This is a genomic window from Kitasatospora kazusensis (assembly GCF_039529945.1).
Classification (GTDB): domain Bacteria; phylum Actinomycetota; class Actinomycetes; order Streptomycetales; family Streptomycetaceae; genus Kitasatospora; species Kitasatospora kazusensis.
In genome coordinates, this window is sequence record NZ_BAAANT010000045.1 from 32080 (window position 1) to 47193 (window position 15114).

Sequence of the window (15114 nt, forward strand, 5' to 3'; positions counted from 1 at the left end):
CGGCGCGCACGCTGTGATTTGCGGTGGGAGGTCTTCTTCGGGGGCATCCTTTCACGCACGCTTTCACGCCCGCGTCCTGTGCCATGGCACAGGACCGGGTGTCCGGGCGGGCCGGAATGCGGGGGTCGGCCGCGATGTTGCCGCTTGAAGCCGGACTGAAGCCGGTGAAGCCAGACTGAAGCAAGAACCCCCGTTCTTACTGACCGAAGGACGCCCTCGTGACCACCACTCCCGAAGCCCGCAAGACCGCTGACTTCTGGTTCGACCCGATCTGCCCCTGGGCCTGGATGACCTCGCGTTGGATGCTGGAGGTCGAGAAGCTCCGCCCGGTGGACGTCCGCTGGCACGTGATGAGCCTGTCCGTGCTCAACGAGAACCGCGAGGACCTGCCGGAGCGGTACCGCGCGCTGCTGGGTGCGGGTTGGGGCCCGGTCCGCGTGGTGATCGCCGCCGCGCAGGCGCACGGCGACGAGGTGATCGGCCGGCTCTACACCGAGCTGGGCACCCGCTTCCACAACCAGGGCCTGCCCAACGAGCGGGCGACCGTCGAGGCCGCCCTGGTGGCGGCCGGCCTGCCGGCCGAGCTGGCGGACGCCGCCGACAGCAAGGACTACGACGAGGCCCTGCGCGCCTCGCACTCCGAGGGCATCACCCTGGTCGGCGAGGACGTCGGCACCCCGGTGATCGCCGTGGACGGCCCCGACGGCGACCGGGTCGCGTTCTTCGGCCCGGTGGTCACGCCGACCCCGCGCGGCGAGGCCGCGGCCCGCCTGTGGGACGGCACGCTGCTGGTCGCCTCGACCCCGGGCTTCTACGAGATCAAGCGCACCCGGACGGCGGGGCCGTCCTTCGAGTAACGGGTCGACCACAGCAGGGGCGCGGGGACTGCGCGCATGCGCGCAGTCCCCTCGCCCCTGGGGTTCACCGAGTGCGTTGCCTGAACCAGCCGATTGCCGAGAGAGCGGCCGCGAGACCGGCGGTGAAGTACAGCTGGATCCGGTTGTCGGCGTCCAGGGTCATCAGCGCGAGCACCCCGATGACGGCGGCCAGCGCGACCCAGGTCAGGTAGGGGAAGAGCCACATCCGCACGGTGAGCAGCTCCGGCGCCTCGCGCTCCAGCCGCCGCCGCATCCGCAGCTGGGCGACCGCGATGAACGCCCAGACCACCAGCACGGCCGCGCCGACCATGTTGAGCAGCCAGTTGAAGACGGTGGTCGGCCACCAGTAGCTCAGCAGCACCGCGAGGAAGCCGAACGCGGAGGAGGCCAGCACCGCGAGCCGGGGCACGCCGCCGGAGATCCTGGCGAGCGCCTTCGGCCCCTGGCCGCGCCGGACGAGTGAGTAGGCCATCCGCGAGGAGCCGTAGATGTTGGCGTTCATCGCGGACAGCAGTGCGATCAGCACCACCACGTTCATCAGCTGTGCCGCGCCCGGGATGCCGATGCCGTTCAGCACCGCGACGTAGGGGCCCTCCTTGACCACCGCCGGGGCGTTCCACGGCACCAGTGTCACGATGACCGCCATCGAGCCGACGTAGAAGACCGCGATCCGCCACATCGCGGTGCGCACGGCCGTGGCCACGCTGCGGCGCGGGTCCGCCGACTCGGCGGCGGCGATCGTCACGGTCTCCAGACCGCCGTACGCGAACACCGAGGCCAGCAGGCCGGTGACCAGGCCGGCCGATCCGTGCGGGAAGAAGCCGCCCCGGCCGGTCAGGTTGGCGGCGCCGGGGGCGGCCGTGCCGGGCAGCACCCCGAGGATCGCGAGCACGCAGACCACCAGGAAGGCCGCGATGGCGGTGACCTTCACGGCGGCGAACCAGAACTCGAACTCGCCGAAGTTCTTCACCGCCGCCAGGTTGGTGGCGCAGAAGAAGGCCATGAAGAGGCCCACCCAGAGCGCCGGGGGCACACCGGGGAACCAGCTCTGCATCACGTGCGACGCGCCGATCGCCTCGGCCGCCACCCCGACGCAGAGCAGCGTCCAGAACATCCAACCGACCGTCAGGCCGGCCCAGGGCCCGATCTCCTTCTCGGCGTGCACCGAGAAGGAGCCGCTGGCGGGCCGGGCCGCCGACATCTCGCCGAGCATCCGCATCACCAGCATCACCAGCAGCCCGGAGGCGGCGAAGGCGAGCACGATGGACGGTCCGGCGGCGGCGATGCCGGCGCCCGAGCCGACGAAGAGCCCGGCGCCGATCACCCCGCCGAGCGCGATCATCGAGAGATGGCGCTGCTTGAGACCGTGGGAGAGCTGATGGTCGCCGGACGTGTCGGCGGGCACCGGCGTCCGCCGGGTGGTGGGGGTCGGCATCAGAGCGGATCCAGACTGTACGGATAGCGTGGGGATCCGTTCACTATTCGGTACAGCCCGTGGTCATGCGAGCAACGCTCGGTATACGGACATCGAAGTGACCAAAAGTGACCTGATCCGTACGGATCGGACCGCTGGAAGGCCGAAACCGACAAGTTCGGGGGCTGACGCTTTGTCGGGGACGACGCCGTACGGGTGCGACCGACCGCGTAGGTTCACAGGTGTTCACCGAAGCGTCGTGCCAGAACTGGAGACCCGCCCATGGCCACCGCCACCGCCGTACCGTCCACCCCGGTCCTCGCCGACCTGCTTCCGCGCGCGGCCGGCCGGCTCGGCAGCCAGGCCCGCGAACTCGCCCTGGTGGCCGGCGGCGCGGCGCTCACCGGCCTCGCGGCCCAACTGTCCGTCAACGTCCCGGGCTCGCCGGTGCCGGTCACCGGCCAGACCTTCGCCGCCCTGCTGGTCGGCACCGCGCTCGGCACCCGGCGGGGGATCGCCTCGCTCGGCCTCTACCTGCTGGCCGGGATGGCCGGGCTGCCCTGGTTCGCCGCCGGCAGCTCCGGCTGGGCGATGCCGAGCCTCGGCTACGTCATCGGCTTCGTCCTCGCGGCCGGCCTGACCGGCGCCCTGGCCCGTCGCGGTGCGGACCGCAGCCCGCTGCGGACGGCCGGCGCGATGGTCCTCGGCAACCTGGCGATCTACGCGGTCGGCGTGCCGTACCTGGCGGTCTCCCTGCACGTCCCGCTCGCCCGCGCCGCCGACCTCGGCCTCTACCCCTACCTGGTCGGCGACGGCCTCAAGGCACTCGTCGCCGTGGGCGCCCTCCCGCTCGCCTGGAAGCTCCTCCGCCGCGGGTAGACACGGTGCCGCGCGCTCGGCCGGGTTCACCGGACGGGTACGGCGGACTCGGGGGCGCGGGGAACTGCGCGAATCGGGAGTGACGGACGAGTGCCTTCCGCCCTCGCGCAGCTCCCCGTGCCCCTGGACAGTGCAAATGGTCGCCTGTGCAACACTTTCCGCATGCGCGTGTACCTGGGTTCCGACCATGCCGGATACGACCTCAAGAACCACCTCGTCCAGTGGCTGAAGGAGGCCGGCCACGAGCCGGTCGACTGCGGGCCGCTCATCTACGACGCCGTGGACGACTACCCGCCGTTCTGCCTGCGGGCAGCCGAACGCACGGCCGCCGACCCGGAGTCGCTCGGCATCGTGATCGGCGGCTCGGGCAACGGCGAGGCGATCGCCGCCAACAAGGTCAAGGGTGTCCGTGCCGCGCTCGCCTGGAGCGAGCAGACCGCCGCGCTCGGCCGCGAGCACAACAACGCCAACGTGATCTCCATCGGCGGCCGGATGCACACCGAGGACGAGGCGACCAAGTTCGTCGAGCTGTTCCTCAACACCCCGTACAGCGGCGAGCCCCGGCACACCCGCCGGATCGAGATGCTCAGCGAGTACGAGACCACCGGCGAGCTGCCGCCCATCCCGGCCCACCACCCGCAGGGCTGATCGTTCCTCCGACGGTCCGGCCGGGCACCGCCTGAAGGGGTGCCCGGCCGGACCGGCGGTCGCTCAGAACCCGTGCGGCAGCCAGGGCGCGACGTCCGAGGCGAACGCCCGGGAGGCCTCGGCCAGTGCGCCGTCGCGCAGTTCGGTGACCAGACCGGCGGCGGCCAGCGCCGTCAGGTTCGTGCCGCCGAGGTAGGCCGAGCCCAGCTCCCGTACCGCCAGGGCCAGATCCGCCCGTTCGGTGGTCGGCTCGCAGACGGCCCCCTTGCCCGGGCCGCCGCTGTGCAGCTTCCAGCGGCCGGTGTTCCAGGGGCAGAACTCGTCCGTGACGTCCAGGACGACTTCCACCGGTGCCGCGTAGCCGCGCCCCCGCAGCGCGGCGCCGACGTCCACCAGCCGCACGAACATCGAGTCGCTGATCCGGGCGTCCAGCCGGCGCGGGTCCGAGACCAGGTGGAGCAGCGGGTCGTCGACCGGGCGGCTGCGGACGGTCACGGTGTCCGTCAGGTCCAGGTCCAGCAGGAAGGACCAGAGCGCGGCGTACACCTGCGGCGACTGCGCCTCGATGTCCCGCACCCGCACCGTCCCGGCCGGGACGTCCGCCGCCGTCCAGGCCACGTCGACCGCGTAGCGCGCGTACCCGAGCAGTTGCCCGGTCCCGCGGTCCTCCGCGAGGACGCACTGCAGCGGTGAGTAGCCGCCGCGCGAGCCGGGCGCGTCCAGCAGCGGGAGCCGCTCCCAGTCCGGCCGGCGCTCCAGCATGCCGGGCCGCAGCGCCACCCGGGACGCGTACAGCCGCTCGCAGGCGGGGCTGCTCTCCGCCGGGTCGGCCAGCCGCAGCCGGACGGACGCGTCACCGGGGGAGCGCAGCCGGACCTTGGCGCGTGGCACGGTCAGCGAGAGCCGCCAGGTGCCGAGGCCGTAGCCGAACCGTCCGTAGATGGCGGACTCCGAGGCGGTGAGCACCGCCAGCGCCTCGCCGCGCGCACGGATGTCGTCCAGCTGACGGCGCATCAGTGCGGTCAGCAGGCCGCGCCGCCGGTGGGTGGGCAGCACGCCGACCATCGTCACGCCCGCCGCGGGCAGCACCGCGCCCCCGGGCACCGCCAGCCGGAAGCTGAACGCCCCCGCGCCGCCGACCTGTGCCGGGCCGTCCCAGGCCGACAGCGAGCGGTCGAGCTCGGTCAGCCCGCGCCAGAGCTCGCGCTCCTGCGGCTCCTCCTCCTGGCCGCCGAAGGCGACCTCCAGCCCGCGGTACCAGGCCTCCCACTCCTGCGGGGCCAGAGCGCGGACGATCGGCGCAGGGAGTTCGCGGGCGTCGGGAGCGGCAGCATCGGCGGTCATATGCCAACAGCTATCACCGGCCCGGGCCGTCCGCGACCGAATTCCGGCCGCGCTCGCGCCCGGGTCCGGCCACGGGCCGCCGACGGAGATCTCGTCCGACACCGTCCTGCCCGTCGACGCCGACCCGTACCGGTGGATAGGGTCAGAGCCCATGGCTGGCAGCATGCCGGGCTCACGGCCCCAGACGACTGCGACGGGATCCCCCGCGAAAGCGGCCCGGGACCCCTGGACGGCCCGGTCGCGCGCGCGGCTCTACCGGGCCCGCCGAAGGCTGCGCCGAACCGGTGTGGACTACTTCCGCGGCGACGCCTCGGACTGGCTCGCCTTCACCGCGTTCCTGCTGCTCGTCCCGCTGCTGGTGCTGCTCAACATCTGGATCCCCGCCTGGGTGCCGCCCACCGCGCTGGTCCTGCCGATCCTCGCAGGCGCCCTGCTGCTGCGGCCCGGCACACTGGTGCTGCTGTACGCCGCCGCCGCGCTCGGGCTCTCCACCGAGTCGCTGGTCCACACCGGCGAGCGGGTGGCCAGCGACCGTCCCGACACCTACGTCTTCGGCGTCACCCCCGGTGCGGCCCTGGTGGTCGGCGCGGTCGGGGTGGCCGGCCTGCTGCTCGCCCAGTTCCGCAGCCGGGTCGGGGTGCCCTGGCGCGGCGGCGGCTCGATGCTCTTCGATCTGCGCGAGCGGCTGCGGGTCCAGAGCAGGGTGCCCGACCTGCCGCAGGGCTGGTACGCCGACATGGCGCTGCGCCCGGCAGGCGGCCAGTCCTTCTCCGGCGACTTCGTGGTCGCGGCCCGGACCGGGCCGGGCCGGCGGGTGCTGGAGGTGGTCCTCGCGGACGTCTCCGGCAAGGGGATGGACGCCGGTTCGCGCGCCCTGCTGCTCTCCGGCGCGTTCGGCGGGCTGCTCGGCTCGCTGCCCGCGCACGAGTTCCTGCCCGCCGCCAACGGCTACCTGCTGCGCCAGGACTGGGAGGAGGGGTTCGCCACCGCCGTCCACCTGGTGCTGGACCTGGACAGCGGCGAGTACGAGCTGCTGTCGGCGGGCCACCTGCCGGGGATGCAGCGGCTCTCCGGCGCCGGGCGCTGGGAGGTCAAGGAGTCGGTGGAGGGCCCGTTGCTGGGCATCTACGACGGCGCCAAGTTCGAGGGGGTCCGGGGCCGGCTGAACCGGGGCGACGTGCTGATGCTCTGCACCGACGGGATGGTCGAGGTGCCCGGCCGGGACCTGGCCGAGGGCATGGACCGGCTGATGGGCGAGGCGGACCGGCTGGTGGCCAGGTCGCTGCTGGTCGGCGGCAACCAGGGGGCGGCGGTCAAGCTGATCGAGACGGTGGCCAAGGACGTCAACGACGACCGGGCCGTCCTGCTGCTCTGGCGGCAGTAGCACCGGCGGCACGCCGGGCCGCTCGTCGGGCCCTGTGGACCGATTGGCATATGTCAAGTCCGGGCGGTGATCTTCGGCCATTCCCGGCCCTCCGCCGGACCCGTCGGTCCGCCGGTGATCCACCGGCCCCGAACGACCGGTCACTCCGTCCCGTAGCCGGTCAAACCACCCCTGTCGACGCTCCGTCAGCGCCCTTGCGCTATCGTCTCGGTCGGCGGAAATTCGTCTCACATCGCAGGATCTTCCCGCCGGGCTTCCGGCAAGTCCTTTACGCAGTCGGCACGAACGACCACACTGAGTCCGGGCGGGGCTGGTCGGCACTCGGGGGATGGGGGGCACCACATGCGGCTCGCGGCAGGTGTCGCGATGCAGCCAGGTACCCCGGTTCTGGCGTGATCGGCAGACTTCCGCCCGAGACCGTCCGTGCCGCAGCTGGGCGCGGGGGCGTCGCCACGGGGTTCCGGCACGGAGCTTCGTAACGCAGCCTCGCTACGAAAGAATGAGGAAGTGAATTCGGGTGGGCCTCTCCGTCTCCGCGCTGTTCCTGTTCGGCGTCATCGTCGTCATCTTCATCCGCAACAAGCAGATGAAGCTCAGTCACGCGGTACTCGCCGCGCTCTTCGGCTTCATGGTCAGCCAGTCCACGGCCGCGACGCCCATCCACGACTTCCTGAACCAGATGGCGAAGACGATCTCCTCCGTCGTCAGCTGACGCCCGGCCACCGGCGGGCCGCCTGCCGCGGACCGGTCACTGACCGGCGCGCAGGGCCTGCCACCAGCGGCTGAGCAGTCCGCGCCGGGGGGTGCGGGAGTAGACCGGGGCGGGCACGTCCGTCGGCGTGTCCGGCTCGGCCTCCGGGCTGCGCTCGTCCACCAGCAGGATGAACAGCCGTGCCCAGCACAGGCGTTCGCCGCGCGGCCAGGACAGGGCGCGCAGCGCCGCCGAGGCGGCCTCCGAGACCTCCCCGTTGACCCGGACCTCCGCGATGTCGTCACCGGCCTTGCCGCCGAGGAACAGCTTCACGCCGTTGAACCCCGGCGTGGTCAGCTCCGGGTGCAGTGCCCCGGCGAGCGCCGGCAGCAGCTGGTGGTCGGCCAGCCAGCCGGCCAGCCGCTCGCTGTCGAACCCGAAGACCGCGGCGGGCCCCTGGACGGCCAGCCGGCCCGGAAGGGCCTCGTGCCGGTAGTGGTCGCCGTGTTCGCCGCGGTGCTCCAGCATCTCCACCACCGCGGCCGCCGTGGTGGTCGCCCACATCTTCACGGCGTTGTCGAGCTGCTCCTCCTCGGTCTTGCCGAGGCCGGCCGCGCAGTCCCAGACCACCGGGCCGTCGGCCCGGCCGAGGTGCAGGACGAACCCGAGGTCGACATGGCCCGGGCCGCTGGCCCCGGGGTGTTCGCGGACCGCGACCGCCGTGGTGCCCGGTCCTCGGACGATCTCGCCGTCGACGGTGAACCGCTGGCCGTAGCGCGCCATTTCGCGGACCACGCTGCGCTGTATGACGGCCAGTCGGTCCTGCGGACGCACGGGCGGGCTCCTCGGTCGAATAAACAGTCGAACTTCGAACGCGAGCGAGAGTATCGGCCTGCGGCGCTGGCGGGAAACGGGCGGGAAACGGGTGGGGGTCGGCGGGGGGAAGTCCGGGGGAAACCGGTGGGGGAGTGACAACGGCCCCCGGCCGGCGAAGTCATCGCCGACCGGGGGCCGAAGAGTTGGAGCGGGTGACGAGAATCGAACTCGCGTGGCCAGTTTGGAAGACTGGGGCTCTACCATTGAGCTACACCCGCACGGCTGTGCCGGGGCACAGTCGCCCCCCGGCCGTTTCCGGTCGTGAGGACGGGAACAGCGTACCTGGTCGGGCCGGTCGCCCGCACACCACTTCCGCTCCCCGGCCCGTCCGGCGGCCGTCCATATTACGGCCGCCCGGGCCCGGTCGGCGTGTACGCTTCCTCTCGGCACCACGGGGTGTGGCGCAGTTTGGTAGCGCGTCCGCTTTGGGAGCGGAAGGCCGTCGGTTCGAATCCGGCCACCCCGACAGTGCGGCAGGGTCTCGTCTCGCGGACGGGGCCCTGTTGGCGTTACGGGCCCGGGTCGGGCAAGCTCGAAAGTTGATCGTTCACCAATGTTCGCCGACGCCCACCGGGGCCGTCGGCGTTCGCCGGCGGTCACCCGTATCCGCCGAGCCCCCTGGAAGTGTGAGCCCGCATGCCTTTCGCCGACCGCCCCCGGCTCGATCCGAAGACCGCCGTCGGCGCGGTCTTCGTCGCCGCGCTCTTCATGTCGATCATGGACACCACGATCGTGAACGTGGCGCTCCCCTCGATCGGCCGTCAGTTCCGGGTCGACCCGGCCTCGGTCGGGGTGGTCAACGTCGGCTACCTCGTCACCCTCGCCGTCTTCGTGCCGCTCTCCGGCTGGCTCGGCGACCGCTACGGCACCCGCCGGGTCTTCCTGGGCGCGCTCGCGCTCTTCACCGTCGCCTCGCTGCTCTGCGGCAGTGCCGGCAGTCTGGACCAGCTGACCCTCTACCGCATCCTGCAGGGCGCGGCCGGCGGCCTGCTCACCCCGGTCGGGATGACCATGCTCTTCCGCGCCTTCCCGCAGGAGGAGCGGATGCGCGCCACCCGGGTGCTGATGCTGCCCGCCGCCGTCGCCCCGGCGGCCGGGCCGGTGCTCGGCGGCTGGCTGGTGGACAGCTGGTCCTGGCACTGGGTCTTCATCGTCAACGTCCCGATCGGGGTCCTCGCCCTGGTGTTCGGCCTGCTCTTCCTCCCCGACTACCGGACCGAGCGGGTCGGCCGGTTCGACGCGGCGGGCTTCCTGCTCGCGGCGGCCGGGTTCGGCCTGGCCATGTACGCGCTGGCCGAGGGCGCCGGGCAGGGCTGGGGGAGTGCGCGGATCCTGGCCTCCGGCGCGGCCGGGCTCGCCGCGCTGGCGGCCCTGGTGGTGGTCGAACTCCGTCTTGCCGAGCCGATGCTGGACCTGCGGCTGTTCCGCGACCGGATCTTCCGGACGACGAACCTGCTCTCGCTGTTCTCCGGCGCGGCCTTCCTCGGGATGCTCTACCTCTTCCCCCTGCTGATGCAGGACGCCCTCGGGATGGACGCCCTGCACAGCGGGCTGATGGTCTTCCCGGAGGCGGTCGGCGTGATGATCGCCTCCCAGATCGCCGGCCGGCTCTACCCCCGGGTCGGCCCGCGCCGGCTGCTCGCCACCGGGGCCGGGGTGGTGGCGGTCTGCCTCGCACTGATGGCGACGATCGGCCCGGACAGCAACCTCTGGGCCGTCCGGGGGCTGCTGTTCGTCACCGGTTTCGCCATGTCGCACGTCTTCATGCCGTCCCAGACGGCGGCCTTCGCCGGGATCTCCCAGCGGTCCACCGGCGCGGCCTCGACGCTCTACAACGCGCAGCGCCAGCTCGGCTCGGCCCTGGGCGTGGCGGTGCTGGGGACGGTCCTCGCGGCCGTCGGCACCGTCACCACGCATGCCGGAGGTACGCCCACGGCGAACCTCGCGGCCTACCGGGCGGCCTTCCTGGTGGCCGCCGCGCTGGCGCTCGTGGCGGCTGTGACAGCGCTGTTCGTCCGGGATTCGGACGCTGCCGCGACCATGCGCAGGGCCCCGGAGAGGGCCCCGGAGCCGGTGGCGGAGGCCGCTGCGGCGCCGTGATCAGCGGTGTCCTGGCGTCCGCCTTTCGTGGTACCGGTAGGATGGGCCGCTGGCGGTGGTGCCTGCGGCATGCGTGCAGGTCAGCCGCCCGAGGGCGAGGAGTCAAGCTCACCGTCCACCCCCGTACGGGAGATGCAGCTCCAACCGCCCATCGCCCGTCTCGCCCGACCGACCCGGCCACCCGGCCGAGCCGGCCAGGCGGAGACAACCTGACCGCAAGCCCCTAGGAGACCCAACCGTGAAGAGCGCCGTCGAGACTCTGAACCCCACTCGGGTTCGACTCACCGTCGAGGTGCCCTTCGAGGAGCTCAAGCCCAGCCTCGACGCGGCGTACAAGAAGATCAACCAGCAGGTCTCGGTCCCGGGCTTCCGCAAGGGCAAGATCCCGAACCGTGTCATCGACCAGCGCTTCGGCCGTGCCGCCGTGCTGGAAGAGGCCGTCAACGACGCCCTGCCGCGCTTCTACACGCAGGCCGTCGACGAGGGCAAGATCGAGGTCCTCGGACAGCCCGACATCACCGACATCCAGGGTGTCGAGAACCTCGTCGACGGCGGTGACCTCAGCTTCGTCGCCGAGGTCGACGTCCGTCCCGAGATCACCCTCCCCGACTTCGCCGGCATCGAGGTGACCGTCGACCCGATCGTGGTCGAGGACGCCGACGTCGAGAAGTCGCTGGAGCAGCTGCGCGAGCGCTTCTCCTCGGTGAAGGACGTCGAGCGCGCCGCCGCCGAGGGCGACGTCGTGGTCGTCGACCTGGAGGCCAAGGTCGACGGTGAGGTGCCGGAGGACGGCACCGCCACCGGCGTGAGCTACGAGATCGGCTCCGGCCGCCTGCTGGACGGCATCGACGAGGCCGTCATCGGCCTCGCCGCCGGCGAGTCCAAGGCCTTCGAGACCGAGCTCAAGGGCGGCACCCAGGCCGGCCAGACCTCGGAGGTCACCGTCACCGTGACGGCCGTCCAGGAGAAGGAGCTGCCGGCTCTGGACGACGAGTTCGCCCAGCTGGCGAGCGAGTTCGACACCCTGGACGAGCTGAAGGCCGACTCCCACAAGCGCCTGGAGCGCATGCGTGAGTTCGACCAGGCGACCCAGGCCCAGGAGCGCGTCCTCGACGAGCTGCTGAAGCTGGTCGAGATGGAGTACCCGGAGAAGCTCCTCAAGGACGAGGTCGAGACCCGTCGCCACAACCTGGAGCACCACCAGCTGGAGCCGATGGGCCTGAACCTCGACACCTACCTCGCGACCCAGGGCAAGACCCGCGAGGAGTTCGACGCCGAGACCGAGGAGCAGGCGAAGAAGGGCATCAAGACCCAGTTCGTCCTGGACGAGATCGTCGCCAAGGAGGAGATCGGGGTCGAGCAGCAGGAGCTGACCGAGCACCTGATCCGCCGTGCCGCCGGCTCGGGCCTGACCCCGGACCAGTTCGCCCAGCAGGTCGTCGAGGGTGGCCAGGTGCCGCTGCTCGTGGGCGAGGTCGCCCGCGGCAAGGCGCTCGCGCTGGTCGTCGAGGCCGCCAAGGTCGTCGACACCAACGGTGAGGCCGTCTCCTTCGAGGACGACGAGACCGACGAGTCGGGCGAGACGGTCGAGGCAGCCGCCGAGGCCGCCGAGACCACCGAGGCCTGATCCTCCTCGTAGTCGAGTCCCAACTGGCGGGCCCGGGCACCTTCTGGTGCCCGGGCCCGCTGTGCTCCCCCGCTGACCCTGCGCTCACAGCGAACAGTTCTGCGTGGGGGATTCTGCGGCCCTGCCTGCGCGTTAGGGTCCTTAGACAGCGACACCGCGACACCGTTATCGCGGGCAGGGCGCAGTGATATCCCAGAGCTGTGCGACAAAGCGACGGCCGCAGGTCGGCCTTCAAATCGACTGAGCAGGTGGCTAAGTGACGTTCCCGCAGATGCAGATGCCTGGCCTGATGGCGCCGCACGCCGCCGCTGGTGACGTGCTCGGCGGCCTGGGGGACCAGGTCTACAACCGGCTGCTCAACGAGCGGATCATCTTCCTCGGTACGCAGGTCGACGACGACATCGCCAACCGGATCACGGCCCAGCTGCTGCTGCTGGCCGCCGATCCCGAGAAGGACATCTACCTCTACATCAACTCCCCGGGCGGTTCGATCACCGCCGGCATGGCGATCTACGACACCATGCAGTACATCAAGAACGACGTGGTGACGATCGCGATGGGTATGGCGGCCTCGATGGGCCAGTTCCTGCTCACCGCCGGCGCGAAGGGCAAGCGGTTCTCGCTGCCGAACGCCAACATCCTGATGCACCAGCCATCGGCCGGCCTCGGCGGCTCGGCCACCGACATCCGGATCCAGGCCGAGCAGCTGCTCCGCACCAAGAAGCGGATGTCGGAACTGATCGCGCACCACAGCGGCCAGTCCTTCGACCGGATCACCGCGGACTCCGACCGTGACCGTTGGTTCACCCCGGAGCAGGCCAAGGAGTACGGCCTGATCGACTCGATCATGCACAGCGCCGCGGACGTCCCGGGCGGCGGCGGCACCGGCGCCTGACCGCAGCCGGCAGCAGACTGAACCCGACCGTACGCTTCGGAGGACAGAACACCCCATGAACACCCCCCAGACGCCCCGCGGCGAGTACTACGGCGCCCGCGCAGAGGGCCGGTACATCGTTCCGCGATTCGTCGAGCGCACCTCCCAGGGCGTTCGCGAGTACGACCCGTACGCCAAGCTGTTCGAGGAGCGCATCATCTTCCTCGGCTCGCAGGTGGACGACGTCTCGGCGAACGACATCATGGCCCAGCTGCTCTGCCTGGAGTCGATGGACCCGGACCGCGAGATCCAGATGTACATCAACTCGCCCGGCGGCTCCTTCACGGCGCTGACGGCGATCTACGACACCATGCAGTACGTCAAGCCCGACATCACCACGGTCTGCATGGGCCAGGCGGCCTCCGCCGCGGCCGTGCTGCTCGCGGCCGGCACCCCCGGCAAGCGGATGGCGCTGCCGAACGCCCGGATCCTGATCCACCAGCCGTACACCGAGACGGGCCGCGGCCAGGTCTCCGACCTGGAGATCCAGGCCAAGGAGATCTTCCGGATGCGCGAGCAGCTGGAGGAGATGCTCTCCAAGCACTCCAACAAGGATGTCGCCACCGTCCGTGACGACATCGAGCGGGACAAGATCCTGACGGCCCAGGAGGCCCTGGAGTACGGGCTGATCGACCAGATCATCTCCACCCGCAAGACCTCGCTGACCGACTGACCTCGGCGGCTCCGGGGCGGGGCGTACGCACCCGTGGACTGTGGTGCACGCCCCGTCCCGCTCCGTTCCGGTCGGGCCTTCGACCGGGCACAATTCCAGTAGGGGAAGACGGCGCCAGCGCGTCCGCGACCCCTGCGAGACGGCATCTGTTCGGTATCAATTCGCCCAGGGCGTACGGCAGACCTGCCGAAGACGACGGATTGACCGGCTCGGCAGAGTACCGTCGGATAGCGAGACCGACCGCCGACGGCGAGTCGGTCCACAGCACCAGGCCCCGGAACCCCCGCGGGGCCCCTGGCGAAGGGGAAGCACCTCGTGGCACGCATCGGAGACGGTGGCGACCTGCTCAAGTGCTCGTTCTGCGGCAAGTCGCAGAAGCAGGTGAAGAAGCTGATCGCCGGGCCAGGCGTCTACATCTGCGACGAGTGCATCGACCTCTGCAACGAGATCATCGAGGAGGAGCTCGCCGAGACCTCCGAGGTCCGTTTCGAAGAGCTCCCGAAGCCCCGCGAGATCTACGAGTTCCTGGACCAGTACGTGGTCGGCCAGGACCTCGCCAAGAAGTCGCTGTCGGTGGCGGTGTACAACCACTACAAGCGGGTCCAGGCCGGTGAGACGGGCCGCAGCGGCGGCAACGGCCGCGAGGACGCGATCGAGCTGGCCAAGTCCAACATCCTGCTGCTGGGCCCCACCGGCTCCGGCAAGACGCTGCTGGCCCAGACCCTGGCCCGGATGCTGAACGTCCCGTTCGCCATCGCGGACGCCACGGCGCTGACCGAGGCCGGGTACGTCGGCGAGGACGTCGAGAACATCCTGCTCAAGCTGATCCAGGCGGCCGACTACGACGTCAAGAAGGCCGAGACCGGGATCATCTACATCGACGAGATCGACAAGGTCGCCCGCAAGAGCGAGAACCCGTCGATCACCCGCGATGTCTCCGGCGAGGGCGTGCAGCAGGCGCTGCTGAAGATCCTGGAGGGCACCACCGCGTCGGTGCCCCCGCAGGGCGGCCGCAAGCACCCGCACCAGGAGTTCATCCAGATCGACACGACGAACGTGCTGTTCATCGTGGGCGGTGCCTTCGCCGGTCTGGAGCGGATCATCGAGGGACGCGCGGGCGGCAAGGGCATCGGCTTCGGTGCGACGATCCGCAGCAAGCGCGAGAGTGACTCCAGCGACCACTTCCGGCAGGTCATGCCGGAGGACCTGGTGAAGTTCGGCATGATCCCCGAGTTCATCGGCCGACTGCCCGTCATCACCAGCGTGCACAACCTGGACCGCGAGGCGCTGCTGCAGATCCTCACCGAGCCGAAGAACGCGCTGGTCAAGCAGTACCGCAAGCTCTTCGAACTCGACGGTGTGGACCTGGAGTTCAGCAAGGACGCGCTGGAGGCCATCGCCGACCAGGCGATCCTGCGCGGTACCGGCGCCCGCGGGCTGCGCGCGATCATGGAGGAGGTGCTGATGTCCGTGATGTACGAGGTGCCCTCGCGTCAGGACGTCGCCCGCGTGGTCGTCACCGGTGACGTGGTCTCCAAACACGCCATCCCGACGCTCGTCCCGCGCGACATGATCAAGCGCGAGCGGCGCGAGAAGAGCGCGTGACGCTCAGCTGCTGAAGGGCGCGGGGAACTGCGCGAAGCGGGAGGCCACGGACCGTGGCCTC

13 protein-coding genes and 2 tRNA genes are annotated in these 15114 nt (G+C 71.0%); 11 read left to right on the forward strand and 4 right to left on the reverse strand.

Translation table 11 applies throughout. The annotated features are described in order from the left end of the window. Positions 1 to 218: 218 nt before the first annotated feature. Complete coding sequence (locus tag ABD330_RS27310) at positions 219 to 857, forward strand: mycothiol-dependent nitroreductase Rv2466c family protein (protein ID WP_344468671.1); 639 nt, start codon at positions 219 to 221, stop codon at positions 855 to 857. 64 nt (positions 858 to 921) lie between these two features. Here ABD330_RS27310 and ABD330_RS27315 read toward each other — a convergent pair whose 3' ends face one another. Next, positions 922 to 2313 carry an amino acid permease gene (locus ABD330_RS27315; RefSeq protein WP_344468672.1) on the reverse strand — a complete coding sequence of 464 codons (1392 nt, stop codon included), beginning with the start codon at positions 2311 to 2313 and terminating at the stop codon, positions 922 to 924. Positions 2314 to 2574: 261 nt separating this feature from the next. Between ABD330_RS27315 and ABD330_RS27320 the strand changes: the two genes are divergently transcribed. Then, complete coding sequence (locus tag ABD330_RS27320; RefSeq protein WP_344468673.1) at positions 2575 to 3171, forward strand: biotin transporter BioY; 597 nt, start codon at positions 2575 to 2577, stop codon at positions 3169 to 3171. Positions 3172 to 3333: 162 nt separating this feature from the next. Beyond that, positions 3334 to 3819 carry a ribose-5-phosphate isomerase gene (locus ABD330_RS27325; RefSeq protein WP_344468674.1) on the forward strand — a complete coding sequence of 162 codons (486 nt, stop codon included), beginning with the start codon at positions 3334 to 3336 and terminating at the stop codon, positions 3817 to 3819. A gap of 63 nt (positions 3820 to 3882) precedes the next feature. On the opposite strand, the gene ABD330_RS27330 is transcribed toward ABD330_RS27325, so the two are convergent. After that, positions 3883 to 5163 (reverse strand): GNAT family N-acetyltransferase, encoded by a 1281-nt coding sequence (locus tag ABD330_RS27330; protein WP_344468675.1) that lies wholly within the window; start codon positions 5161 to 5163, stop codon positions 3883 to 3885. A 151-nt stretch (positions 5164 to 5314) separates the two neighbouring features. Between ABD330_RS27330 and ABD330_RS27335 the strand changes: the two genes are divergently transcribed. Beyond that, positions 5315 to 6547: a SpoIIE family protein phosphatase gene (locus ABD330_RS27335; protein ID WP_344468676.1), complete on the forward strand. Its 1233-nt coding sequence runs from the start codon at positions 5315 to 5317 to the stop codon at positions 6545 to 6547. Positions 6548 to 7064: 517 nt separating this feature from the next. Then, on the forward strand, positions 7065 to 7259 hold the full coding sequence (locus ABD330_RS27340) for a hypothetical protein (protein ID WP_280718210.1): 195 nt from the start codon (positions 7065 to 7067) through the stop codon (positions 7257 to 7259). Between the two features lie 36 nt (positions 7260 to 7295). Here ABD330_RS27340 and ABD330_RS27345 read toward each other — a convergent pair whose 3' ends face one another. Continuing rightward, positions 7296 to 8072 carry a DUF6348 family protein gene (locus tag ABD330_RS27345; protein WP_344468677.1) on the reverse strand — a complete coding sequence of 259 codons (777 nt, stop codon included), beginning with the start codon at positions 8070 to 8072 and terminating at the stop codon, positions 7296 to 7298. A gap of 186 nt (positions 8073 to 8258) precedes the next feature. Continuing rightward, positions 8259 to 8332, reverse strand: a tRNA-Gly gene (locus ABD330_RS27350). A gap of 174 nt (positions 8333 to 8506) precedes the next feature. Here ABD330_RS27350 and ABD330_RS27355 point away from each other — a divergent pair. The 6 genes from ABD330_RS27355 (at position 8507) to clpX (ending at position 15053) form a co-directional block, all read left to right on the forward strand. Then, positions 8507 to 8580: transfer RNA gene (locus ABD330_RS27355), tRNA-Pro, on the forward strand. Between the two features lie 170 nt (positions 8581 to 8750). Beyond that, complete coding sequence (locus tag ABD330_RS27360) at positions 8751 to 10214, forward strand: MDR family MFS transporter (protein WP_344468678.1); 1464 nt, start codon at positions 8751 to 8753, stop codon at positions 10212 to 10214. Between the two features lie 238 nt (positions 10215 to 10452). Then, positions 10453 to 11841, forward strand: coding sequence for a trigger factor (tig, locus tag ABD330_RS27365; RefSeq protein ID WP_344468679.1), 1389 nt, complete (start codon positions 10453 to 10455; stop codon positions 11839 to 11841). Between the two features lie 277 nt (positions 11842 to 12118). Then, positions 12119 to 12736 (forward strand): ATP-dependent Clp protease proteolytic subunit, encoded by a 618-nt coding sequence (locus tag ABD330_RS27370; RefSeq protein ID WP_425555656.1) that lies wholly within the window; start codon positions 12119 to 12121, stop codon positions 12734 to 12736. A 55-nt stretch (positions 12737 to 12791) separates the two neighbouring features. Continuing rightward, a complete protein-coding gene (locus tag ABD330_RS27375; protein ID WP_344468680.1) occupies positions 12792 to 13448 on the forward strand; it encodes an ATP-dependent Clp protease proteolytic subunit in 657 nt (218 codons plus the stop codon). Positions 13449 to 13763: 315 nt separating this feature from the next. Further along, the gene (gene clpX / locus ABD330_RS27380) at positions 13764 to 15053 is read left to right on the forward strand and encodes an ATP-dependent Clp protease ATP-binding subunit ClpX (RefSeq protein WP_344468681.1); all 1290 of its coding nucleotides are present in this window, start codon (positions 13764 to 13766) and stop codon (positions 15051 to 15053) included. Positions 15054 to 15114: the final 61 nt, after the last annotated feature.